We start from the raw sequence: 21,947 nt of genomic DNA on the forward strand, positions 1-21,947 counted from the left end.
GCGGCGCTCATGCTGCCTCTGCGGGAGCGAATGGGGCGCTGTATCGTTAAACCTGTTGTGGCAGTTGCCGCTAAACCAGGCAGCGAATAAACGGAACCCCTGTAAACACCCATGATCTAGTCATGCAGGCCTACAGGGGAATCCGCCATGTTCCAGTTCTTCGAGCAGTTGAGTTCGCGCATCGCCGCGCCGTTCATCGGTGAAACCCGGCGCAATAGCAAAGTCTGGCAGTGCCGTTGCGGCCAGTCGGTGTTTTTCCCCAATACCCAATGCCTGGCCTGCGAAGCCGCGCTTGGCTGGCTGCCGGAGCAGGGCCGGGTCGTGGCGCTGGAACCGGCCGGTGAAGCCGGTAGCTGGCGGGTTGCGGATGAGGCGGGCGAGGGTGTTTATCGGCGCTGCGCCAACCTGGCAACGCCGGCGGCCTGCAACTGGCTGCTGCCGGTACATGATGCCGGTGACTTCTGTGTGGCCTGCAGCCTCAATCGCACCATCCCTGACATGAGCATCCCGGAAAATCATGAGCGCTGGCGCAAGGTCGAGACCGCCAAGCGGCGCTTGGTGGCGCAGCTGATCGGCCTGGGCCTGAAGGTCATCCCCAAGAGCGTGGATGAACAGCGCGGTCTGGCCTTCGACTTCATCGGCATCGACCTGGAGGGCCGCAAGCCCACCACTGGCCACGCCAACGGCTTGATCACGCTGGATATCAAAGAGGCCGACGACGCCCACCGCGAAGCGGTACGGGTGCAGATGCGCGAACCCTATCGGACCCTGCTCGGGCATTTTCGCCATGAAGTCGGCCACTACTACTGGGACCGGCTGATTGCCGATACTCACTGGCAAGCGCCGTTTCGCCAGTTGTTCGGCGACGAGCAAGCCAGCTACGCCGATGCGCTGGAGCGGCATTACCAGAATGGTGCACCGACCGACTGGCAGGCCCGCTATGTCAGTGCCTACGCCACCATGCACCCTTGGGAAGACTGGGCCGAAACCTGGGCGCATTACCTGCACATGGTCGATGCGGTCGACACTGCACTGGGTTTTGGCATGAGCGCCCGTGACATGGAGCTGGACTACCAGCCATTCCCGCTCGACACCCTCTACCAGCCGCAGCACCCCGGCGGTCCTGCGTTCCTGGCCTTCGTCAACGCCTGGATCGAACTGGCCAGCATGCTTAACGAACTGTCGCGCAGCATGGGCCAACCGGACTTCTACCCCTTCGTCCTGACCCCGGCAGTGATCGCCAAGCTGCACTTTATCCACCTGGTGATCCAGGAGGCCGGCGGTAAGGCGGATGAGGTGGTACAGGTTTAGCGCTTGTTGAGGCTGAAACGGGCTCCAGGGACGCCTATGTTGTAGGAGCGGCTTCAGCCGCGAAGATCCAAGTCCTTGACCCGATTAAATTTTTAATCGCAATCAGAGGTTGTATCTTGGCTCAGGACCGGTACAATGGCGCGGCTCGCTGATGGCGAGCTGCGTTATGGTGACCCCACCGGTCCCCCCGCAACGATTACCCGTTAACCTGGTCAGGTCCGGAAGGAAGCAGCCATAGCGGGAACATTGTGTGCCGGGGTGTGGCTGGTGGGGTTGCCACCTTTCTCAAGGCTTGTTCAAGCCGTCTTTGCTTAAAACAAATCTCAGGCCATTAGTACCGTCATCTCCGTCAATCGTGAGTATGTCTTCGGCCGGGCTTGTTGTCGCGCCAATACGCCTCTTTCAGGCTCATAACCGGGTTATCATGCCACCCAGTCCCCCGCGAGCCTTTCTATATTCATGTTCACCATCACCCGTCTGGAAAACCCGCCGCCCGAGTCGATCAAGAACCAGATCATGCAGATGGTCGTCGATTACGTGACCGATATCGGCATGGCGGGCATCTTGCCCAGCAACCCCTTGTACCCGCTGTACCAGTACGGGGTCGGCTTTGAGGTCAACCGTTATCAGGAAGCCATGGACGGGTCGTTGGGGTTGTCGGTGGAGCTGGTACTGGCGCTGGACGCTGAAGATCCGGCCACGGTCGTCGGCTTTTTGCTGTATTTGCCTTATGAAGACGATCCCCAGGCTTGCGCGGTCGCCTATATGGCGGTGCTGGCCAGCCGGCGCCGGCAGGGTGTGGCGCGGGGCATGCTGGCGGCGATGCTGGCGCGTTATCCGCACGCCGAACTGGCCTGCTTTGCCAGCAAGGTGCCATGCTTTGAGGCACTGGGCTTTCAGGTGCTGGGCGCGCGCGGGCCGCAGGTGTTGATGAACAGCCACTCGCGCAGTTCCGATGGGCGGCTGGCGGTGCTGGATGTTGAGCCGATCTACCGCAGCGAGCAGGTGCAGCAGATCCACGCCTACCTGCTGAACCGTCATGGTCGGCGGGCGATGATCGATGCCGAGAAGAGCCGTGACCGTAACCTTGATCGCCTGGCGCGCCAGGCCGATGCATTGGTAGCCGAGCGGCTGGGCGAGGGCGCGTTGAATGCCGACCGGCGGCCGCTGCGCCTGGTTCAGGCGCCGGGTACTGAGGTGTAACGCTCGATGATCTGCTGAATCTCTCCGGATTCGGTCATGTTCTGCAAGCTGTCCAGAATCTGCCTGACCGGCAGTGCCGGGTCGTTGCGTACCACGCAGGCGGTGGGCTGTTCGCTGATTACTGACACCACTTTCAGGCGCTGCGCGGCGGGCAGTTCACGGTTGATCCAGTTCATCGTCAGTTCGTTGCTCACTGCATAGTTATAGCGAGCGGCGACCAGTTTGCGCAGCACATGCTCCTGGTTGCGCGCATCTTCACGCACCAGATTGTGGCGGTCGAACAAGTGTTGCAGTTGCGGGTAGTTATAGCCCAGCACGGTGCCGACCACTTCGTTGTCGAACTGGTCCGGATAAGGGCCGACGGTGACCGGCGAGGCAAGCAGCAGGTCACGCTGGATCAGGATCGGCTGGCTCCAGAGAAAATCACCTTTCAAGGGTGTGATCCAGGCTTTGGCGGTGTAGCAGCGCACGTCGATTTCTGCGCTTTCCAGGGCGGCCTGGATGCGCAGGCGCGGCAACACATGAAATTCGGCCGGGCGCCCGACCTGCTGTGCCACGCGGGTCATGATATCGAACAGAATGCCGGAAGTAGGCTGATGTTCGTCGATCTCGGCCAGTGGCATCGACCAGCTTTCGGACACCGCAAACCGCAGCGCAGGCTCATTGGCCGTGCTGGCCTGGCTGACCAGCAATAACAGGCTCAGCAGAATGCGGTGCATGGAGCCTCGCGGGGATCAACGGATTGAATTGACGGCATCGGCAAAGATTCTGACAGTGTAGATCGGGCTCTGTTCGTACTCTCGCTGCTCAGGGTAGCCGAGAGCAGATGCAATTTTAGCCTTCCTCCATTAGCATTGGCGGTCTTTCTGCTACCAGTCGCGACGGATTTCAATGAGTTATCAGGTTCTTGCACGTAAATGGCGTCCGCGCTCGTTCCGCGAAATGGTCGGCCAGACCCATGTGCTCAAGGCCCTGATCAACGCTCTGGACAGTCAGCGGCTGCACCATGCTTATCTGTTTACCGGTACGCGCGGGGTGGGCAAGACCACCATCGCGCGGATCATTGCCAAGTGCCTGAACTGCGAAACCGGGATCACTTCAACCCCGTGCGGCAGTTGCTCGGTGTGCCAGGAAATCGACGAAGGGCGCTTTGTCGACCTGATCGAGATCGACGCCGCGAGCCGCACCAAGGTCGAAGACACCCGTGAACTGCTGGATAACGTGCAGTACGCACCGAGCCGCGGGCGCTTCAAGGTCTACCTGATCGACGAAGTGCACATGCTCTCCAGTCACTCGTTCAATGCCTTGCTCAAAACGCTGGAAGAGCCGCCGCCCTACGTCAAATTCATCCTGGCGACCACTGATCCGCAGAAGCTGCCGGCCACCATTCTGTCGCGCTGCCTGCAGTTTTCCCTGAAAAACATGACCCCGGAGCGGGTGGTCGAGCACTTGAGTCATGTGCTCGGTGCCGAGAACGTGCCGTTTGAAGAGGATGCCCTGTGGCTGCTGGGCCGCGCCGCCGACGGCTCGATGCGCGATGCCATGAGCCTCACCGACCAGGCGATTGCCTTCGGCGAGGGCAAGGTGTTGGCCGCTGACGTGCGGGCGATGCTCGGCACCCTGGACCATGGTCAGGTGTTCGACGTACTCGGTGCGTTGCTCGCAGGCGACGCCCGGGCGCTGCTTGAAGCCGTGCGCCACCTGGCCGAGCAAGGCCCTGACTGGAACGGCGTGCTGGCGGAAATGCTTAACGTGCTACACCGGGTGGCGATTGCCCAGGCGTTGCCTGAGGCGGTCGATAACGGCCATGGTGACCGCGACCGGGTATTGGCGCTGGCCCAGACCCTGCCCGGCGAAGACGTGCAGTTCTATTACCAGATGGGCCTGATCGGCCGCCGCGACCTGCCGTTGGCACCGGACCCGCGAGGTGGTTTCGAGATGGTCCTGCTGCGCATGCTGGCATTTCGTCCCGCCGACAGCAGCGATGCGCCGAGCCAGGCGTTAAAGCCAGTGGGGGTCAGCCAGGCCAAGGCTGATCCCCGCCCGACACCGGCCGCCGCGGTCAGCCCGGTCTCTGCCGCCACTCAACAGTCCGCGTCGGCACCTGCGCCCGCCATCGAGCCTGCCCGCCCGGCACCGCAGGCGGCCCAGCCGACCACTGCCTGCCCTGAGCCCGCGGCTGCACCGGTGGTCGAGCCCGCGCCGGTTGTGGCGCCTGCGCCAGTCGCCGAGGCTGCCGAGGTCGTTGACCTGCCGTGGGAAGACTCGTCTGCCAGTGCCCAGCCAGTCCCGGCCACGCCGATCACTCCTGAGCCGGTGCTGGACACCGTCGCCGAGCCTCCCGCGCTGCCGTCGATGCCGGTGCCCACGCCGGCCAGTCCGGTGCCGGATGCGCCGCAAGTGGTCGAGCCTGAGGCCCTCGCGCAACGCAGTGCCGGTGCGCTCGAAGACATCCCCGACAGCGCCTACCTGTCGGCCCCGCAGCAGCGTGATGATGAGCCGCCGCAGGATGACGATTATGTCGAGCCGGATATCGATATTGACCCGGCCTCGTTCAGCTACCTGGACGAGCTGGCCCAAGATCATGTGCACGCCGACGAAGCCCCGGAGCCTGAGCCTGAACCGGCGGCGATGCCGGCCACCGGGCTTGCCGCGCAATGGCTGGAAATCTTTGCGCAATTGCCGATCTCTGGCCTGACCGGCAGTATTGCCGCCAACTGCACGCTGATCAGCGTCGAGGGCGACCGTTGGTTGCTGCATCTGGACCCTGGGCACGGCGCGCTGTTCAACTCGACCCAGCAGCGGCGCTTGAGTGAGGCGTTGAACCAGTACCACGGCAGTCCGATCCAATTGACTATCGAGCTGATCCGTCCGCAGCAGGAAACCCCGGCGCAAGCGGCGTCACGTCGGCGTGCCGAACGTCAGCGCCAGGCGGTGGCCTCGATCCACGCCGATCCGCTGATCCAGCAACTGATGCAGCAGTTTGGCGCGGTGGTGCGTGAAGATACGATCACTCCGGTGGACGCCGCGCAATGATTGACGGCACGCTGTCAGTGACGGTGTGCAAACCAAGTAACCCGCTATTTCGAGGAGATATCCCATGATGAAAGGTGGCATGGCTGGCCTGATGAAGCAGGCCCAGCAAATGCAGGAAAAAATGGCCAAGATGCAGGAAGAGCTGGCCAACGCGGAAGTCACCGGCCAGTCGGGCGCAGGCCTGGTCAGCGTGGTGATGACCGGCCGTCACGATGTCAAGCGCATCACGCTGGATGACAGCCTGATGCAGGAAGACAAGGAAGTGCTGGAAGACCTGATCGCCGCCGCCGTCAATGACGCGGTACGCAAGATCGAGCAGTCCAGTGCCGAAAAGACCGCCAGCATGACCGCTGGCATGCAGCTGCCACCAGGCATGAAGCTGCCGTTCTAACGGTCGCTCGCTGCTGTACACGATGCCAGGCTTGCCCTGGCATCGTGCTTTCTGGCCATTGTTGATCGAACATCAGGTGGCGAAGGTGGTCTGCTTTTTATACCCCCAATGCATTCAAGGAGAGGTCCCGATGACCCAAGAGCTGATCCTCAACCAACGTATTGTGCTGGCTTCGCGCCCGAAAGGCCGTCCGGTTCCGGAGAACTTTCGTCTGGAGCGTGAAGCACTGCCGGAGCTCAAGGGCAGCCAGGTGCAACTGCGCACTCTGTATCTGTCCCTCGACCCCTACATGCGTGGCCGGATGAGCGACGCGCCGTCCTACGCCGATCCGGTGGCGATTGATGCGGTGATGGAAGGTGGTGCGGTCAGTGTGGTTGAGCAGTCGCTGGACTCGCGGTTTCAGCCCGGTGACCTGGTGGTTGGCCAGACCGGCTGGCAGAGCCACAGCATCAGCGATGGTTCGGCCCTGATCAAGCTGCCTGCCGACTTGCCCAACCCGTCACTGGCGCTGGGTGTGCTCGGCATGCCAGGCATGACCGCTTACATGGGCCTGATGGACATCGGCAAACCTCAGGCCGGCGAAACCCTGGTGGTCGCGGCGGCGTCCGGCGCGGTCGGCTCGGTGGTCGGTCAGGTCGCCAAGCTGCATGGCCTGCGGGTGGTCGGTGTGGCCGGTGGCGCGGACAAATGCCGTTATGTGGTCCAGGAGCTGGGCTTTGATGCCTGCATCGACCACCGCAGCGAGAACTTTGCCAGTGAACTGGCCGAGGCCTGCCCCAAGGGCATCGATGTCTACTATGAGCTGGTGGGCGGCAAGGTCTTCGAAGCGGTGCTGCCGCTGCTCAACCCACGTGCGCGTATTCCGCTGTGCGGGGTGATTGCCCAGTACAACGCTCAGGGCGAATTTGCTGGCCCCGATCAGTTGCCATTGCTGATGCGTACGCTGTTGACCAAGCGCATCGTCATCGAAGGCTTCATCGTGTTCGAGAAATACGCCAGCCGTCGTCAGGAATTCATCGACGCCATGACCCCGCTGGTCACCAGCGGCAAGGTCAAGTTCCGCGAAGACGTGGTACAGGGTCTGGAAGCTGCGCCAGAGGCGTTGATCGGCCTGCTTGAGGGGCGCAACTTTGGCAAACTGGTGGTCGAGGTTTCCCGGCTTTGATTGACGCTGACAGCAAGGCGCGGGTATAAACCGCGTCTTTCGATTATCCGGGATCTTTGTTCATGAGCTTCAGCCCCCTGATTCGCCAACTGATCGATGCCTTTCGTGTGTTGCCAGGCGTCGGCCAGAAGACCGCCCAGCGCATGGCATTGCAGTTGCTGGAGCGTGATCGCAGCGGCGGCTCGCGGCTGGCACTGGCGCTGCAACAGGCCATGGACGGGGTCGGGCACTGCAAGAGCTGCCGGACCCTGACCGAACAAGACCTCTGCCCGCAATGCGCCGACCCGCGCCGCGACGATACGCTGCTGTGCGTGGTGGAGGGGCCGACCGACGTGTACGCGGTGGAGCAGACCGGCTATCGAGGTCGTTACTTCGTCCTCAAAGGCCACCTGTCGCCCCTCGATGGGCTTGGCCCCGAGGCTATCGGCATTCCACAACTGATTGAGCGCATCGACAGCCAGGGCACCTTCACGGAAGTCATCCTGGCGACCAACCCCACTGTCGAAGGCGAAGCCACCGCGCACTACATCGCCCAGTTGCTCAACGACAAAGGCCTGATCGCTTCACGCATCGCCCATGGCGTACCGCTGGGCGGCGAGCTGGACCTGGTCGACGGCGGCACCCTCGCGCATTCCTTTGCCGGGCGCAAGCCGATTACCTTGTAAAACCATTCCTCCCGGCGGGGCTGACGTGCCCCAGTGGGTGCCCGGATGGGTCGGAAAAGTCAGCGCGGTATCACAGCTCATCCAGCGCAAAGCTGGTGAGGCTGAAGGTCGGCACTTGCAGGTCATTCAGGCGTTTTGAGCCACCCAGCTCCGGCAGGTCGATGATCGCCGCCGCCTCATGAACCCTGGCGCCCATGCGGCGAATCAGGTTGACCGCCGCCGTCAGCGTGCCGCCGGTGGCAATCAGATCATCGAACAGCACCACACTGTCGCCGTCGCACAGGCTGTCAGCGTGTACTTCCAGAAAGGCTTCGCCGTATTCGGTCTGGTAACCCTCCGACAACACGTCGGCCGGCAACTTGCCTTGCTTGCGAAACAGCACCAGCGGTTTGTTCAACTCGTAAGCCACCACCGAGCCGATCAGAAAACCGCGCGCGTCCATCACACCGATCTGGTTGAAATCAGCGTCGATATAGCGTTGTACGAAATGATCAATCACCTGGCGGGTCGCCTTGGGCGACTGGAACAGCGGGGTGATATCGCGGAACACCACACCGGGCTTGGGAAAGTCCACGACAGGCCGGATATGGGACTTGAGCAGGGAGACATCGAAAGACATGCGTACAATCCAGAACAGGTTTGCCCGACAGTATAAGCTGGACTGCTCTGGATCGCAGTTGGGCACCCCTAAAAACTACCTACGTTGCCATCGCTGCGTTGAAGCCAGGCTCAGAATGCTCATTTACAACCCGTAAACTCCGCTTCTTCGCCTGTCTTCGCCTTGCGCTGGCTGCCTCGCTTACGTTTTTAGAGGCGCCCAGTTGTTCTCAACTTTCAGCGTGCAACCGGCAGTGGCTCAGCTTTCCATCGCGCCACCGGCCAGGGCGCACAGCTGGATCGGGTCAATGATGTGGATTTCCTTGCCTTCGGCGGCAATCAGCTCGTTCTGCTGGAAGCGGGTAAAGACCCGCGATACGGTTTCCACAGCCAGGCCCAGATGGTTGCCGATTTCGTTGCGCGACATGCTCAGGCGGAAATGGTTGGCCGAAAAACCGCGGGCACGGAAGCGCGCCGACAGGTTGACCAGAAAGGTCGCGATACGCTCATCGGCGGTTTTTTTCGACAGCAACAGCATCATCTGTTGATCGTCACGAATTTCCCGGCTCATTACGCGCATCAACTGGCGGCGCAGTTGCGGCAGTTGCACCGACAACTCGTCGAGACGCTCGAAGGGGATTTCACACACCGAGGTGGTCTCCAGTGCCTGGGCCGATACCGGATAGGCTTCGGCGTCCATGCCCGACATACCGACCAGCTCGCTGGGCAGGTGGAAACCGGTCAGTTGTTCGGCACCGCCGTCACTGATGCTGAAGGTTTTCAGGGCGCCGGAGCGCACGGCGTAGACTGACTCGAACGTATCGCCCTGACGGAACAGGAACTCACCCTTCTTCAAAGGGCGGCCGCGCTTGACGATCTGGTCCAGCGCATCCATATCTTCCATGTTCAGCGAGAGGGGCAGGCACAGCGGGGCGAGACTGCAATCCTTGCAATGAGCCTGATTATGAGCACGCACCTTGACTGGCTCGGACATCACTTGATTCCTTGTGGGAGAAGCACACATAGGATGTAAGGGTAACTCAGGCGTGATGACTTGGGCCAGCATGGCAGCTCTACCTTGATCTCTGATTGATGTCATATGACGCGTGAAAACCGTTGGCTGCTCGCAGGGTTGAGATAAGCATCAAACAGCATGCACACGGCGCGCACCAGCAACCGACCAGCCGGTAGCACGCGGATACCGTGGTCATCCATCACGATCAAACCGTCGCGGCACATGTTCAGCAACGGTGGCCAAAGCTCATGGAAATAGCCGCGAAACTCGATGGCAAAGGCTTGCTCTATGGCGGCGAAATTCAGTTCGAAGTGGCAGATCAGTTGCTGGATGACCGCACGGCGGATACGGTCGTCCTGATTGCACAGCAGCCCGCGCTTGGTCGCCAGTTGATCGCTGGCCAGCAGGCTCTGATAGTCGCTGAGGTCGTTGCTGTTCTGGCAATACAGGTCACCGATCTGGCTGATGGCCGAGACCCCGAGGCCGATCAGGTCGCAATGGCCGTGAGTGGTGTAGCCCTGGAAATTGCGTTGTAGCGTGCCTTCTTCCTGAGCAATGGCCAGTTCGTCGTCGGGCAGGGCGAAGTGGTCCATGCCGATGTAGCGATAGCCGGCCCCGGTCAGTTGTTCGATGGTGCGCTCAAGCATGCGCAGTTTCTGTTCCGGTTTGGGCAGGGCGTTATCGTCGATGCGCCGCTGCGGCATGAAGCGTTCGGGCAGGTGGGCGTAGTTGAACACCGACAGCCGGTCTGGCTGCAGGGCGATAATCTCTTCCACCGTGCGCGCGAAGCCTTCCGGTGTTTGCAGTGGCAGGCCGTAGATCAGGTCGATATTGACCGAGCGAAACTGCAGGGTGCGCGCCGCTTCAACAATCGCCCGGGTTTGCTCCAGGCTTTGCAGGCGGTTGACGGCGCGTTGCACCGCCGGGTCCAGGTCCTGCACGCCGAGGCTGACCCGGTTAAAGCCCAGCTCGCGCAGCAAGCCCATGGACGACCAGTCGGCTTCGCGGGGGTCGATTTCGATGCCGTAGTCACCGGAGTCATCCTCCAGCAGGTTGAAGTGGCTGCGCAGGCAGGCCATCAATTGGCGTAGCTCACCATGGTTGAGAAAGGTCGGCGTGCCGCCGCCCAGATGCAGTTGCTCGACCACCTGATCGGGTGCCAGATGGCAGGCCAGGGTCTTGATTTCATGCTCCAGGCGCTGCAGATAGGCCGGGGCGCGGCTGCGATCCTTGGTGATCACTTTATTGCAGGCGCAGTAGTAACAGATGTTGGCGCAGAACGGGATGTGCACGTACAGCGACAACGGGCGACGCGCCTTGCGGCTGTCACGCAGGGCATGCAGCAGGTCGAACGTGCCCACCTGCGTGCTGAACTGCACGGCGGTGGGGTAGGAGGTGTAACGCGGTCCTGCCAGATCGTAGCGACGGATCAGGTCAGAATCCCAACGAATGACGTCGAGCATGCGGGCATTCCCCTGGTTAGGCTGGCGATGCCCGAGTCTAGATCAGCGTGGGCAGGCGGATCTTGATGTACATCAATGCAGTCAATGCCCCATCAACCAGTGTTGATGCGGGCCTGGCAGGCTCCATAACCCAAAACCAATCACCAGCAGTCCTCCGGCGGTGCGCAGGCCACGGCGGCGCAGCAGTGCACGGGTGCGCTCGGCGGCCGCTCCGGTAAGCAGCAGTACCGGGCAGGTGCCCAGACCGAACGCCAGCATCAATGCGGCGCTGGTCAGTGCATTGCCCTGAATCGCTGCCCACAGCAGGACGCTGTACACCAGCCCGCATGGCAGCCAGCCCCATAGTGCACCCACCGCGGCGGCGCGGGGCAGGGTGCTGATCGGCAGCAAACGGCTGGCCAGCGGTTGCAGATGGCGCCACAGGCCACGGCCGAGGCGCTCGATGCGGGTCAGGCCGCTCCACCAGCCGGCCAGGTACAGGCCCATGGCAATTAACAACAGGGCGGCAATGACCCGCAGCACCATGGCCGCCGGGCCGTTGGCCACCGCGTGACCGAGCAGCCCGGTGAGCAGCCCGGCCAGGCCATAGCTGCTGATCCGTCCCAGGTTATAGGCCAGCAGCAGTGGCCAGCGCCGCGGGTTCGGGGCGGACAGGCTCAGCGCGCCCATCAGCCCGCCACACATACCGATGCAATGCCCGCCGCCGAGCAGCCCGAACATCACGGCCGAGCCCAGCAGGGCAAGGATTTCAGGCATGCCGGTCGCGGTCCTTGTCCTGTTGTTGACGGATCGCGGCCTGGTGACCGGGGTCCTGATCGTCGAACAGGATGCTGTGCGCCGGGCTGTCGAGATCGTCGTACTGGCCGCTGTCCACCGCCCAGAAAAAAATCCAGATGGCCAAGGCGACCAGTAACAGCGCGGCGGGAATCATGATGTAGAGCGCAGGCATGTTTGCTCCGTGACCACAGGTGAATCGGAGGTGGCCGGCACGCGGCTCAGGCGCAGGGCATTGAGCACCACGGCCAGTGAACTGAGCGACATGCCGATGGCTGCCCACACCGGGGTGATCCAGCCCAGTGCGGCGAACGGCAGCATCAGGCCATTGTACAGCGCAGCCCACAGCAGGTTCTGGATGATGACTCGTTTGCTGCGCCGCGCCAGACGCAGGGCATCAACCAGCGTCTGCAACCGGTTGGACAGCAGTACGGCATCGGCGCTGGTCTTGGCCAGGTCGGTGGCCGAACCCATGGCAATGCTGATATCGGCGGCGGCCAGCACCGGCACGTCGTTGACCCCGTCACCGAGCATCAGCACTTTGCGACCTTGCTGATGCAGGCTGTGCAGCACGGCGAGTTTGTCAGCCGGGCGCAGACCGCCCTGATATTGATCGATACCCAGCTCAGTGGCCACGCTGGCGACCATCGGTGAGCTGTCGCCCGACAACAGCAGGGTTTTCCAGCCCCGTGCCCGGCAGGCATTGAGCAACGCCGGGGCATCGCTGCGCAGGCGATCGTCGAGCACCAGCCAGGCCAGTGGCCCGTGTTGGTCGCCCAGCAGCAGCCATTGCCCGGCTTGATCAGGCATGGGCGGCACCGTATGGCCGCTCAGGGCGCAGACAAACGCGGCTTGGCCGATGCGCAGGGTGCGGCCGTCGACCTTGCCTTCCAGGCCCATTCCGGCATGGGCCTGGGTTTGCGTGGCGCGTTGCGTGGCAGGTCCGAAGGCGCGGGCGATGGGGTGTTCGGAGCGGCTTTCCAACGCAGCCGCCAGGGCCAGGCAGGTATCGGCATCCAGGGCTGCAAGCGGCAAGATACGGCGCAGTTGCAGGCGACCTTCGGTCAAGGTGCCGGTCTTGTCGAAAATCACGGTGTCGACTTGCTCCAGTGCTTCGAGCACGTGGCCACGGGTCACCAGCAAGCCCAGGCTGTGCAGGCTGCCGGTGGCGGCGGTCAACGCGGTGGGGGTGGCCAGCGACAGTGCGCAGGGGCAGGTGGCAACCAGCATGGCCAGGACAATCCAGAAGGCGCGGTCGGCGTCCAGTTGCCACCACAACGCGCCGATCAGCACCGCCGCCACCAGCGAGATGACCAGAAAAATCTGTGCGGCGCGGTCGGCCAAGCGTGCCAGTCGGGGTTTTTCTGTCTGAGCGCGTTCCAGCAAACGGACGATGGCCGACAGCCGGGTGTTCTGGCCCAGCGCCCGCACCTGGACGGTCAGCGGGCTGTCGACGTTCAGCGTGCCCGCAGTGACCGCATCGCCGGGGTTGCGCGGTTGCGGCAGGTACTCACCGGTCAGCAGCGACTCATCGATGCTCGAATGCCCCTCGATGATCGTGCCGTCAGCGGGCAGCACCGCGCCGGGCAGTACCAGCACCTGGTCGTCGAGCTGCAGTTCGCTGAGCAGAATGCGTTGCTGCTGGCCATCGGCAGTCAGGCGCAGGCATGACGCCGGCAGCAACCTGACCAGTTGCGTGGTGGCTGCGGCGGTGCGCTGCCGGGCGCGGCGCTCCAGATAGCGGCCAGAGAGCAGAAACAGCGCGAACATGCCTACGGCATCGAAGTACAGCTCGCCGCTGCCGGTAATGGCGGTCCAGATCCCTGCGCCGTAGGCCAGGCCGATGGCCAGCGACACCGATACGTCCATGCTCAATTGCCGGTTGCGCAGGTCGCGCAGTGCACCGCTGAACAGTGGGGCACAGCTATAGAACACGATCGGTGTGGTGAGAAACATCGCCACCCAGCGCAGGATGGTATGCATCCCGGCGCTGAGGTCGACATTGAACTCCGGCCAGGTCGCCATGGTTGCCATCATCGCCTGAAACCACAGCAGGCCTGCCACACCGAGGCGGCGCAGGGCCTGGCGGTTCTCACGGGCCAACTGCTCACTGGCCTGGTCAGCTTGCCAGGGATGCGCGAGGTAGCCGATCAGGCGCAGCCGTTCGAGAATCTGGCTCAGCGGCAACTGCGCGGCGTCCCAGCTCAGGTGCAGGCGATGTGTCGTCAGATTCAGCCGTGCGTGGGCAACGCCGGGCAGGCTGTGCAACTGGCGCTCGATCAGCCAGCCGCAGGCCGCGCAACTGATGCCCTCGACCAGCAGGGTGGTGTCGCTGAGTGGGCCGTCCTGGCGGACGAAGCCTTGCTGGACCTCGGGCCGGTCGTAGAGCCGCAGCTCATCGGCCAGCAGGTCGGGTAGTTGTTGCGGGTTGCTGGCCGCCGCGCTGCGGTGCTGGTAGTAGTGTTCCAGGCCGCTGGCCACGATGGTCTCGGCCACGGCCAGGCAGCCAGGGCAGCAGAACTGCCGAGGTTCGCCGAGCACTACTGTCGTGAAAGGGCGGGCGCCGGGCACTGGCAGGTCGCAGTGGTAGCAGGGTGTGGTGCAGGCTTGCTGGTCAGCCAGGCCGCCGTCTGCCACTGCATCTGACGCAGCGGGGTGGCTCAAGGTGCCGCCTGCAAAGGCTCGTCACCCAGGCTCAAAGTGCGCCCCTGGGCGATGAATTCCTCTTCGAACAACCGCCATGTACGGTTCTGCTCGCGGCCCAGCAGTTCGACAAAGCGCCGTCCCTGGACCTTGTCATCGAGCTGCCCGACATAACGGCCGGGCTCGGCCGGGCTGCGATTAAGCACCACATGACGGTCTTTGTCCGGCTGGGTTGGCGACAACAGGTTCAGCTCCAGCGTGGCGGGCAGGTGCTCGCCGCTCAGGCGCAGGTCCACTTCGCCGGTCAGTTCGTCCAGTTGCAGAGTGGCGCGCAGCTTCAGGGCCACCGCCAGTTGTTCGCGCTCCAGCGAGCGGTTGATGCCCTTGCCGGCGTCGTAGTAATTGTCGCTGACCAGATTGACCGGGTTATTCACCGCGATCACCACCATGCTCAGGCTCAGGGTCACCGAACAAGCCAGCAGGCCGATGATGAACCAGGGCCAGCGATGCCGGTACCAAGGGGCGACGGGGGAGGTAAGGTGCATGTCGAGTACTTCCTGTTAGCGAATCTGCGGGCCAATGAAACGGCTCTTGGCTTCGATACGGCTGCTGTTGTCGTCGATATCCTGAAGGGTGAACGTCACCTCGTTGGTGGACGACGGCATCTGCTCAGGAGCACTGGACAGCTCCACCGCCAGGCTCAGGCTTTCGCCGGCCGGCACCCGGATTTCCTGTTGGCCCTGCAGGCGCAGGTCAGGCAGGCCGCTGGCTTGCAGCAGATAGCTGTGCGGTTTCTGGTCCTTGTTGAGGATTTTCAGGCTGTAGACGTTCTCGATCCGGCCTTGCGCGTTTTCACGATACAGCATGCGATCCTTGCTGACATCGAAGCCCACCAGCGGACGCAACAGGAACGCGCTGACCAGCGCGCCGATCATCACCAGCAAGACCACGGCATAACCGATCAACCGGGGGCGCAGGGTCTGGGTGACCTGGCCGGACAGGTTGTGCTCGGTGGTGTAGCTGATCAACCCGCGCGGGTAGTTCATCTTGTCCATCACGTTGTCACAGGCGTCGATACAGGCCGCGCAACCAATGCATTCGATTTGCAGGCCGTCGCGGATATCGATACCGGTCGGGCACACCTGCACGCACAAGGTACAGTCGATGCAGTCACCCAGGCCCTCGGCCTTGTGATCGGCCTGCTTGCGCCGTGGGCCGCGTTGCTCGCCACGGCGCGGGTCATAGGAGACGATCAGGGTGTCCTTGTCGAACATCACGCTCTGAAAGCGCGAGTACGGGCACATGTGGATGCACACCTGCTCACGCAGCCAGCCGGCGTTGCCGTAGGTGGCCAGGGTGAAGAACGCTACCCAGAAATACGCCCAGCCGTCGGCCTGGCCGGTCAGCAATTCGATGCACAGCTCACGGATCGGCGCGAAATAGCCGACAAAGGTCAGGCCGGTGGCAATGCCGATCAATAACCACAGGCTGTGCTTGGCGCCTTTGCGCAGCAGTTTGTTGGCACTCAGCGGCGCCTTGTCGAGCCTGATGCGCTGGTTGCGGTCGCCTTCGGTGACCTTCTCGCACCACATGAAAATCCAGGTCCACACGCTTTGCGGGCAGGTGTAGCCGCACCACACCCGGCCGGCATAGACGGTGATGAAAAACAGGCCAAAGGCCGCGACGATCAGGATACCCGACAGCAGGATGAAGTCCTGCGGCCAGAAGGTTGAACCAAAAATGTAGAACTTGCGCTCCGGCAGGTTCCACCACACCGCCTGGCGGCCGTTCCAGTCGAGCCACACGGTGCCGAAGTAGATCAGAAACAGCAACGCACCACCGGCCATGCGCAGGTTGCGGAACAAACCCTTGAACGCCCGGGTATGGATCTTTTCGCGGGCGGCGTACAGCTCGACGCTGTTGCTGCCCTTGTCAGGTGGCGGGGTAATGTCTTGAAGCGGTATCCGATGACTCATCGCAACGTCCCACGGCAGTACGAAAGTGCCCGGTTCAGGCCGGGTCGAGCAGTGCTTTCTTATGCCTCGATGATACGCCCGGACCTTGGCAAGGGCCTGCGACATTGGGTCGCTTTGCCCCCTTGTGGCGCTCTGTGCAGGTGACCTGGATCAATTGACACACTAAATAGACGAATAGCCGGGCCAATCTTCATGCAACGGGCTGAACCATGGGTTGAGAACCGGCACGCGGCAATGCTGGAGATCCTGAGTGTTACGGGTCACCACCGTCAACCCATGAACCCGTGCGGTGGCGGCGATCAGGGCATCGCATTGCATTGGGGGGCGAGCTTGCCAACGAATACAGACATAGCGGATGCAGTGATCTCGCCGACCCCTTCGCCAGCAAGCTGGCTCCCACCGGATCAGAGTCGTGCCGGCTACTTGAGCCCGACGCGGGAACGGTGTACTCAGAAAGTGGGCATGACGCGGCTCCGGTGGGAGTCGGCTCAGCCGACGAATGCTGCGAGCGCGCGGCGCCGAGGCGGTGGGTGATCTTCTACGGTTCAGGTTTCTGCGACAAGCTGTAAATATAAGCCGCCAACACATGCACCCGGTCATCACCCTGAGTCGCTTTCTGGGCCGGCATCTGTCCCTGGCGCCCATTGCGGATGCTCTCCTGCAACTGGGCAAAACTGGTGCCGTAGATAAATGCCTCAGGGTGCTTCAGGGCCGGCGCTCCGAGCAGCGGCTGGCCGTTGAGCTCAGGGCCATGACAGGCGATGCAGGTCGTGGCGTAGAGCGTCTGGCCGGCCAACGGGTCGGCCTTGGCATCGGCCGGCAGCTCGCGGCCCAGGCCGGTGTACACATACGCCGCGACGTCTCTCACCCCTTGCTCGCCGAGCACCGCGCCCCAGGCCGGCATCACCGCCTGGCGACCATTGAGAATGCTGGTCTTGATCGATTGCGGATCGCCGCCCCAGCGCCAATGCTCGTCAGTCAGGTCGGGAAAACCGTAGGCGCCCTTGGCGTCAGAGCCATGACACACAGAGCAGTTGGAGGCGAACAGGCGCGCCCCCATTTGCAGTGCCTCGGGGTCTTTGGCGACGGCCTCGATCGGCATCGCGGCGAAGCGCGCAAAGGTTGGCGCATAACGCGCCTCGGCCCGCTGCATTTCCTTTTCCCACTCATGCACGCCGCTCCAGCCTTGCTGGCCGTCGGCGAAGCGCACTTTATTGTCGGCATCCAGCCATTGGTAGCCCGGCAACAGCCCGCGCCAGTTGCCCAGCCCCGGATACAGCAGCAGGTAGATCAGCGAGAACAGCAAGGTGGCGATGAACAGGTTGAACCACCAGCGCGGCAGCGGGTTGTCGTATTCCTCGATACCGTCAAAGCTGTGTTTGAGGGTTTCATCGGTCTGCTCCTGGCGCTCGCCCTTGCGGGTCGCCAGCAACAGCCAGGTCAGGCCCGCCAGGGTTGCGAGGGTCAGCAGGGTAACGTACAGGCTCCAGCCGCTGCTCATGCGTCGGGCTTCCGGTGGTCAGGGTCAAGGCTGTCGGGTTCATCGGCGAACGGCAGCAGGGTCGCTTCGTCGAAGTCCTGTTTGCGTTTGGGACTGAACACCCAGAGCGCCAGGCCGATGAACGCCAACAGCACCACCAGCGTACCCAGGCCACGAATCATTCCGCTGTCCATGCGCTCACCTCTTGCTCTTGATCTGCACGCCCAGACCTTGCAGGTAGGCCACCAGGGCGTCCAGTTCGGTCTTGCCGGTCACGGCGGCCTGGGCACCGGCGATATCGGCATCGGTATACGGCACGCCCAGGCTGCGCAGGGCTTGCATCTTCTTTGCGGTCTGGCTGGCGTTCACCGGTTTATGGGCGAGGAACGGATAGGCCGGCATCTTCGACTCGGGCACTACATCGCGCGGGTTGATCAGGTGAATGCGGTGCCACTCATCCGAATAACGTGCGCCGATTCGCGCAAGATCCGGCCCGGTACGTTTGGAACCCCATAGAAACGGATGGTCCCACACGCTCTCACCGGCCACCGAGTAATGGCCGTAACGCTCGGTTTCAGCACGAAACGGGCGGATCATCTGCGAGTGACAGCCCACGCAACCGTTAGCGATATAGACGTCGCGGCCTTCGAGTTGCAGGGCGGTGTAGGGCTTCATGCCGTCCACCGGGGTGTTGACCGTGTCCTGGAAAAACAGCGGCACGATTTGGGTCAGACCGCCAATGCTGACCGCCAGCACCATCAACAGGGTCAGCAGCCCGACGTTTTTCTCGACGACTTCGTGCTTCATGACTGAGCACCTGACGCGGGTGCCTTTGACACCTGAATGCGCGCGGCCTCGGCGGCGGCCTGCGGGTCGGCGCCGCGTACGGTGAGCCAGGTGTTCCAGGCCATCAGCAGCATGCCGCTGGCAAATAGCGCGCCGCCGATCATCCGCACCACATAGCCGGGATGGCTGGCGACCACCGACTCGACGAAGGAAAAGCTCAGGGTGCCGTCGGCATTCACTGCCCGCCACATCAGCCCCTGGGTAATGCCGTTGACCCACATCGCGGCGATGTAGAGCACCGTGCCGATGGTTGCCAGCCAGAAATGCGCGTGGATCAGACTGACGCTGTGCATCGCCGTGCGGCCAAACAGCCGCGGGATCATGTGATAGGTCGCGCCGATGGTGATCATCGCCACCCAGCCCAGCGCGCCGGCGTGTACGTGGCCGATGGTCCAGTCGGTGTAGTGCGACAGGGCGTTGACGGTCTTGATCGCCATCATCGGCCCTTCGAAGGTCGACATACCGTAGAACGCCAGCGACAGCACCAGAAAGCGCAGGATCGGATCGCTGCGCAACTTATGCCAGGCGCCGGACAGGGTCATCATGCCGTTGATCATCCCGCCCCAGCTCGGCACCAGCAGGATCACCGACATGACCATGCCCAGCGACTGCGCCCAGTCTGGCAGGGCGGTGTAGTGCAAATGATGCGGGCCGGCCCAGATGTACAGGGTGATCAGCGCCCAGAAGTGCACGATCGACAACCGGTACGAGTACACCGGGCGTTCAGCCTGCTTGGGCACGAAGTAATACATCATGCCCAGAAAACCGGTGGTGAGGAAAAAGCCCACCGCGTTGTGCCCGTACCACCACTGGATCATCGCATCGGTGGCCCCGGCATAGATCGAGTATGACTTGAACAGGCTGACCGGTACGGCCAGGTGATTGACCACGTGCAGCATCAGGGTCACCACAATGAACGCACCGTAAAACCAGTTGGCGACATAAATATGCGGCGTGCGGCGGCGCATCAGGGTGCCGAAAAACACGGTGGCGTATACCGCCCAGACCACCGCCAGCAAGATTGCGATGGGCCATTCCAGTTCGGCATATTCCTTGGTCGTGGTGTAGCCCATCGGCAGGCTGATCAATGCCGCGACAATCACCGCCTGCCAGCCCCAGAAAGTAAAGGCCGCCAGCCGGTCGGACATCAGCCGCGTCTGGCAGGTGCGCTGCACCACGTAGTAGGAAGTGCCAAACAGCGCACAGCCGCCGAAGGCGAAGATCACCAGGTTGGTGTGCAAGGGCCGCAATCGGCCGAAGGTCGTCCACTCCAGGTCGAGGTTCAATTGCGGCCAGACCAGTTGCGCGGCGATGAACACCCCGAGCCCCATGCCCACGATCCCCCAGACCACCGTCATGATGGCGAACTGGCGGACCACCTTGTAGTTGTAGGCGGTGCTATTCATTAAGGGGGTCAAAACTCCTGAAGAAACGACAACAAGGCAGTCGAACACAGCGACATTCGCAATGGACGAGCAGGGTGCTGGAAAATTCAACGCCGGCCAGCTTAATGCCTCGAATGCGGGGAGGGAAGCGCGCAGTGTGCGGCTAAATCGCGGGCAAAAAAAACGCACCCCTATCGGGGTGCGTCATTCTCACAAGAGACAGGGTTACAGGAGACAGGGTCTCAGTGGGCGCCTGCCTGAGCCTGGGTCGCTGCGGTGGGTTTGGACAGGCTGTAAACATAGGCCGCCAGTAACTGCACCTTGTCATTACCGAGCAGCTCAGCCTGCGCCGGCATATGACCCTGACGGCCCTGACGGATAGTCTGTTGCAGTTGCGCCAGGCTGGTGCCGTAGATAAAACCGCCTGGCTGGGTCAGGTCGGGCGCGCCCATCAGCGCCATGCCCTTGCCGCCCGCGCCGTGACAAGCCACGCAGGTAGTGCTGTACGCTTGCTGCCCGGCGGCCAGGTCAGCCTGATTGCCTTCTGGCAGTGGCAGCCCCGCCAGTGAGTGACGTACATAGGCTGCAACATTTTTTACGCCTTCTTCACCCAGCACCGGACCCCAGGCGGGCATTGCGGCGATGCGCCCGGCCATGATGCTGGCCTTGATGGTGTCGGCATTGCCGCCCCAGCGCCAGTTGTCGTCGGTCAGGTTTGGAAAACCGAAAGCCCCCTTGGCGTCGGAGCCGTGACACACCGAGCAGTTGGAGGCGAACAGCCGAGCGCCCATGCGCAGTGCCTGCGGGTCTTTGGCCACGTCCTCAAGCGGCATGGCGGCATAGCGGGCAAAGATCGGGCCGAACCTTGCGTCAGCCTGCTGCATCTCCTTCTGCCACTCGGCATCGCTGGTCCAGCCGTTTTCATAACCGGGCATGATGCCTTTCCAGTTGCCCAGGCCTGGGTAGAACACCAGGTAGATCAGCGCGAACACCAGGGTGCCGACAAACAGCTGGAACCACCAGCGTGGCAGCGGGTTGTCGTATTCCTCGATGCCATCGAAGCTGTGCCCCATGGTCTTGTCGGCGCCGTCGGCCGGCTGGCTTTTGCGGGTACCGATCAGCAACCAGGTCAGGCCAAACAGGCTGCCCAGGGTCAGCACGCTGATGTAGATACTCCAGAAGGTACTCATGGCTGGTTACTCCGCTCAACGGATTGTGCTTTATCGACTGGTGGCTGTGAGGCCAGGGGTTCGTCGGCAAAGGGCGCCATGCGCGCTTTGGCGAAGTCCTCGTTGCGGCGGCTGCTGCATACCCACAGCGACATGCCAAGGAACGCGATGGCCACCACCAGGGTGCCGAGCCCGCGCAGGTCTGCGATGTCCATGTTTCACCTCTTGCTCTTGATGGCGGTGCCCAGCACCTGCAGGTAGGCGACCAGCGCGTCCATTTCGGTCTTGCCCTTGAGGCTGGCCACGGCGCCTTCGATGTCGCTGTCGGTGTATGGCACGCCCAGCGTGCGCATGGCTTTTAGCTTGGCCACCGTGTCACGGCTGTCGACCGGGTGCTCCACCAGCCAGGGATAGGACGGCATCTTCGACTCCGGCACCACGTTGCGCGGGTTGTACAGGTGGGCACGGTGCCAGTCGTCCGAGTAACGGCCACCGACCCTGGCCAGGTCCGGGCCAGTGCGCTTGGAGCCCCACAGGAACGGGTGCTCCCAGACGCTTTCGCCGGCCACCGAGTAATGCCCATAGCGTTCGGTTTCAGCGCGGAACGGGCGGATCATCTGCGAGTGGCAACCCACGCAGCCTTCACGGATATAGATGTCGCGGCCTTCGAGTTGCAGCGCGGTGTAGGGCTTCATGCCTTCGACCGGGGTGTTGACCACGTCCTGGAAGAACAGCGGCACGATCTGGGTCAGGCCGCCGATGCTGACGGCCAGCACCATCAGGATCATCAGCAGGGTGACGTTCTTTTCGATCACTTCATGTTTCATG

Annotated in this window: 22 protein-coding genes, 1 other RNA gene and 1 pseudogene; 7 read left to right on the top strand and 17 right to left on the bottom strand. The window is 62.6% G+C overall.

What is annotated here, in order from left to right:
• Positions 1-147 precede the first annotated feature (147 nt).
• The 3 genes from PSCI_RS18335 to PSCI_RS18340 all read left to right on the top strand — a co-directional run bounded on the left by PSCI_RS18335 (position 148) and on the right by PSCI_RS18340 (position 2,514).
• Positions 148-1,311: a zinc-binding metallopeptidase family protein gene (locus PSCI_RS18335; RefSeq protein ID WP_045489824.1), complete on the top strand. Its 1,164-nt coding sequence runs from the start codon at positions 148-150 to the stop codon at positions 1,309-1,311.
• Between the two features lie 176 nt (positions 1,312-1,487).
• Positions 1,488-1,584, top strand: an RNA gene (gene ffs, locus PSCI_RS28690) — signal recognition particle sRNA small type.
• A gap of 186 nt (positions 1,585-1,770) precedes the next feature.
• Positions 1,771-2,514: a GNAT family N-acetyltransferase gene (locus tag PSCI_RS18340; protein ID WP_045489826.1), complete on the top strand. Its 744-nt coding sequence runs from the start codon at positions 1,771-1,773 to the stop codon at positions 2,512-2,514.
• On the opposite strand, the gene PSCI_RS18345 is transcribed toward PSCI_RS18340, so the two are convergent.
• Positions 2,490-3,233 (bottom strand): substrate-binding periplasmic protein, encoded by a 744-nt coding sequence (locus tag PSCI_RS18345; RefSeq protein ID WP_045489828.1) that lies wholly within the window; start codon positions 3,231-3,233, stop codon positions 2,490-2,492. The two genes, PSCI_RS18340 and PSCI_RS18345, sit on opposite strands and share 25 nt — an antisense overlap.
• A gap of 172 nt (positions 3,234-3,405) precedes the next feature.
• On the opposite strand from PSCI_RS18345, the gene dnaX reads away from it, so the two are divergent.
• The 4 genes from dnaX (at position 3,406) to recR (ending at position 7,771) form a co-directional block, all read left to right on the top strand.
• A complete protein-coding gene (gene dnaX, locus PSCI_RS18350; RefSeq protein WP_045489830.1) occupies positions 3,406-5,550 on the top strand; it encodes a DNA polymerase III subunit gamma/tau in 2,145 nt (714 codons plus the stop codon).
• 64 nt (positions 5,551-5,614) lie between these two features.
• Positions 5,615-5,941 (top strand): YbaB/EbfC family nucleoid-associated protein, encoded by a 327-nt coding sequence (locus PSCI_RS18355; RefSeq protein WP_045489832.1) that lies wholly within the window; start codon positions 5,615-5,617, stop codon positions 5,939-5,941.
• A gap of 130 nt (positions 5,942-6,071) precedes the next feature.
• Complete coding sequence (locus PSCI_RS18360) at positions 6,072-7,106, top strand: NADP-dependent oxidoreductase (protein WP_045489834.1); 1,035 nt, start codon at positions 6,072-6,074, stop codon at positions 7,104-7,106.
• Positions 7,107-7,168: 62 nt separating this feature from the next.
• Positions 7,169-7,771 (top strand): recombination mediator RecR, encoded by a 603-nt coding sequence (recR, locus tag PSCI_RS18365; protein ID WP_045489836.1) that lies wholly within the window; start codon positions 7,169-7,171, stop codon positions 7,769-7,771.
• Between the two features lie 70 nt (positions 7,772-7,841).
• Here recR and PSCI_RS18370 read toward each other — a convergent pair whose 3' ends face one another.
• The 16 genes and pseudogenes from PSCI_RS18370 to ccoO (PSCI_RS18440) all read right to left on the bottom strand — a co-directional run bounded on the left by PSCI_RS18370 (position 7,842) and on the right by ccoO (PSCI_RS18440) (position 21,946).
• Positions 7,842-8,390, bottom strand: a complete 549-nt coding sequence (locus PSCI_RS18370; protein ID WP_045489838.1) for an adenine phosphoribosyltransferase — start codon at positions 8,388-8,390, stop codon at positions 7,842-7,844.
• A gap of 237 nt (positions 8,391-8,627) precedes the next feature.
• The gene (fnr, locus tag PSCI_RS18375) at positions 8,628-9,362 is read right to left on the bottom strand and encodes a fumarate/nitrate reduction transcriptional regulator Fnr (protein WP_045489840.1); all 735 of its coding nucleotides are present in this window, start codon (positions 9,360-9,362) and stop codon (positions 8,628-8,630) included.
• A 101-nt stretch (positions 9,363-9,463) separates the two neighbouring features.
• Positions 9,464-10,846 (bottom strand): oxygen-independent coproporphyrinogen III oxidase, encoded by a 1,383-nt coding sequence (hemN, locus tag PSCI_RS18380; protein ID WP_045489842.1) that lies wholly within the window; start codon positions 10,844-10,846, stop codon positions 9,464-9,466.
• 81 nt (positions 10,847-10,927) lie between these two features.
• A complete protein-coding gene (locus PSCI_RS18385; RefSeq protein WP_045489844.1) occupies positions 10,928-11,602 on the bottom strand; it encodes a sulfite exporter TauE/SafE family protein in 675 nt (224 codons plus the stop codon).
• Entirely contained in the window at positions 11,595-11,795 is a 201-nt protein-coding gene (gene ccoS, locus PSCI_RS18390) for a cbb3-type cytochrome oxidase assembly protein CcoS (RefSeq protein ID WP_045489846.1), read from the bottom strand. Before ccoS ends, PSCI_RS18385 begins: the two co-directional genes overlap by 8 nt.
• On the bottom strand, positions 11,774-14,242 hold the full coding sequence (locus PSCI_RS18395) for a heavy metal translocating P-type ATPase (RefSeq protein WP_045494535.1): 2,469 nt from the start codon (positions 14,240-14,242) through the stop codon (positions 11,774-11,776). The genes ccoS and PSCI_RS18395 overlap by 22 nt, the downstream gene beginning before the upstream one ends.
• 38 nt (positions 14,243-14,280) lie before the next feature.
• Positions 14,281-14,808: a FixH family protein gene (locus PSCI_RS18400; protein WP_045489848.1), complete on the bottom strand. Its 528-nt coding sequence runs from the start codon at positions 14,806-14,808 to the stop codon at positions 14,281-14,283.
• 15 nt (positions 14,809-14,823) lie between these two features.
• A complete protein-coding gene (gene ccoG, locus PSCI_RS18405; RefSeq protein WP_045489850.1) occupies positions 14,824-16,239 on the bottom strand; it encodes a cytochrome c oxidase accessory protein CcoG in 1,416 nt (471 codons plus the stop codon).
• A gap of 162 nt (positions 16,240-16,401) precedes the next feature.
• Positions 16,402-16,563, bottom strand: a pseudogene (locus PSCI_RS29835) (type II toxin-antitoxin system VapC family toxin); the annotation flags it as partial.
• Positions 16,564-16,777: 214 nt separating this feature from the next.
• Positions 16,778-17,740 carry a cytochrome-c oxidase, cbb3-type subunit III gene (gene ccoP, locus PSCI_RS18410; RefSeq protein ID WP_045489852.1) on the bottom strand — a complete coding sequence of 321 codons (963 nt, stop codon included), beginning with the start codon at positions 17,738-17,740 and terminating at the stop codon, positions 16,778-16,780.
• On the bottom strand, positions 17,737-17,913 hold the full coding sequence (locus PSCI_RS18415) for a CcoQ/FixQ family Cbb3-type cytochrome c oxidase assembly chaperone (protein ID WP_045489854.1): 177 nt from the start codon (positions 17,911-17,913) through the stop codon (positions 17,737-17,739). The genes ccoP (PSCI_RS18410) and PSCI_RS18415 overlap by 4 nt, the downstream gene beginning before the upstream one ends.
• A gap of 4 nt (positions 17,914-17,917) precedes the next feature.
• Entirely contained in the window at positions 17,918-18,526 is a 609-nt protein-coding gene (ccoO, locus tag PSCI_RS18420) for a cytochrome-c oxidase, cbb3-type subunit II (RefSeq protein ID WP_045489856.1), read from the bottom strand.
• A complete protein-coding gene (ccoN, locus tag PSCI_RS18425; RefSeq protein WP_162484336.1) occupies positions 18,523-19,971 on the bottom strand; it encodes a cytochrome-c oxidase, cbb3-type subunit I in 1,449 nt (482 codons plus the stop codon). The genes ccoO (PSCI_RS18420) and ccoN overlap by 4 nt, the downstream gene beginning before the upstream one ends.
• Positions 19,972-20,192: 221 nt before the next feature.
• Positions 20,193-21,140, bottom strand: a complete 948-nt coding sequence (ccoP, locus tag PSCI_RS18430; RefSeq protein ID WP_045489860.1) for a cytochrome-c oxidase, cbb3-type subunit III — start codon at positions 21,138-21,140, stop codon at positions 20,193-20,195.
• Complete coding sequence (locus PSCI_RS18435) at positions 21,137-21,334, bottom strand: cbb3-type cytochrome oxidase subunit 3 (RefSeq protein ID WP_045489862.1); 198 nt, start codon at positions 21,332-21,334, stop codon at positions 21,137-21,139. Before PSCI_RS18435 ends, ccoP (PSCI_RS18430) begins: the two co-directional genes overlap by 4 nt.
• Positions 21,335-21,337: 3 nt before the next feature.
• Positions 21,338-21,946, bottom strand: a complete 609-nt coding sequence (gene ccoO / locus PSCI_RS18440) for a cytochrome-c oxidase, cbb3-type subunit II (RefSeq protein WP_045489864.1) — start codon at positions 21,944-21,946, stop codon at positions 21,338-21,340.
• Position 21,947 lies beyond the last annotated feature (1 nt).

The sequence above is a fragment of the Pseudomonas sp. StFLB209 genome (assembly GCF_000829415.1).
Classification (GTDB): domain Bacteria; phylum Pseudomonadota; class Gammaproteobacteria; order Pseudomonadales; family Pseudomonadaceae; genus Aquipseudomonas.

What these genes read in the sequence shown, in the direction of transcription:
- PSCI_RS18335 (WP_045489824.1), top strand. Translation starts at nt 148, where the DNA reads ATGTTCCAGTTCTTCGAGCAGTTGAGTTCGCGCATCGCCGCGCCGTTC.
- PSCI_RS18340 (WP_045489826.1), top strand. Translation starts at nt 1,771, where the DNA reads ATGTTCACCATCACCCGTCTGGAAAACCCGCCGCCCGAGTCGATCAAG.
- PSCI_RS18345 (WP_045489828.1), bottom strand. Translation starts at nt 3,233, where the DNA reads ATGCACCGCATTCTGCTGAGCCTGTTATTGCTGGTCAGCCAGGCCAGC.
- dnaX (WP_045489830.1), top strand. Translation starts at nt 3,406, where the DNA reads ATGAGTTATCAGGTTCTTGCACGTAAATGGCGTCCGCGCTCGTTCCGC.
- PSCI_RS18355 (WP_045489832.1), top strand. Translation starts at nt 5,615, where the DNA reads ATGATGAAAGGTGGCATGGCTGGCCTGATGAAGCAGGCCCAGCAAATG.
- PSCI_RS18360 (WP_045489834.1), top strand. Translation starts at nt 6,072, where the DNA reads ATGACCCAAGAGCTGATCCTCAACCAACGTATTGTGCTGGCTTCGCGC.
- recR (WP_045489836.1), top strand. Translation starts at nt 7,169, where the DNA reads ATGAGCTTCAGCCCCCTGATTCGCCAACTGATCGATGCCTTTCGTGTG.
- PSCI_RS18370 (WP_045489838.1), bottom strand. Translation starts at nt 8,390, where the DNA reads ATGTCTTTCGATGTCTCCCTGCTCAAGTCCCATATCCGGCCTGTCGTG.
- fnr (WP_045489840.1), bottom strand. Translation starts at nt 9,362, where the DNA reads ATGTCCGAGCCAGTCAAGGTGCGTGCTCATAATCAGGCTCATTGCAAG.
- hemN (WP_045489842.1), bottom strand. Translation starts at nt 10,846, where the DNA reads ATGCTCGACGTCATTCGTTGGGATTCTGACCTGATCCGTCGCTACGAT.
- PSCI_RS18385 (WP_045489844.1), bottom strand. Translation starts at nt 11,602, where the DNA reads ATGCCTGAAATCCTTGCCCTGCTGGGCTCGGCCGTGATGTTCGGGCTG.
- ccoS (WP_045489846.1), bottom strand. Translation starts at nt 11,795, where the DNA reads ATGCCTGCGCTCTACATCATGATTCCCGCCGCGCTGTTACTGGTCGCC.
- PSCI_RS18400 (WP_045489848.1), bottom strand. Translation starts at nt 14,808, where the DNA reads ATGCACCTTACCTCCCCCGTCGCCCCTTGGTACCGGCATCGCTGGCCC.
- ccoG (WP_045489850.1), bottom strand. Translation starts at nt 16,239, where the DNA reads ATGAGTCATCGGATACCGCTTCAAGACATTACCCCGCCACCTGACAAG.
- ccoP (WP_045489852.1), bottom strand. Translation starts at nt 17,740, where the DNA reads ATGAGCAGCGGCTGGAGCCTGTACGTTACCCTGCTGACCCTCGCAACC.
- PSCI_RS18415 (WP_045489854.1), bottom strand. Translation starts at nt 17,913, where the DNA reads ATGGACAGCGGAATGATTCGTGGCCTGGGTACGCTGGTGGTGCTGTTG.
- ccoO (WP_045489856.1), bottom strand. Translation starts at nt 18,526, where the DNA reads ATGAAGCACGAAGTCGTCGAGAAAAACGTCGGGCTGCTGACCCTGTTG.
- ccoN (WP_162484336.1), bottom strand. Translation starts at nt 19,971, where the DNA reads ATGAATAGCACCGCCTACAACTACAAGGTGGTCCGCCAGTTCGCCATC.
- ccoP (WP_045489860.1), bottom strand. Translation starts at nt 21,140, where the DNA reads ATGAGTACCTTCTGGAGTATCTACATCAGCGTGCTGACCCTGGGCAGC.
- PSCI_RS18435 (WP_045489862.1), bottom strand. Translation starts at nt 21,334, where the DNA reads ATGGACATCGCAGACCTGCGCGGGCTCGGCACCCTGGTGGTGGCCATC.
- ccoO (WP_045489864.1), bottom strand. Translation starts at nt 21,946, where the DNA reads ATGAAACATGAAGTGATCGAAAAGAACGTCACCCTGCTGATGATCCTG.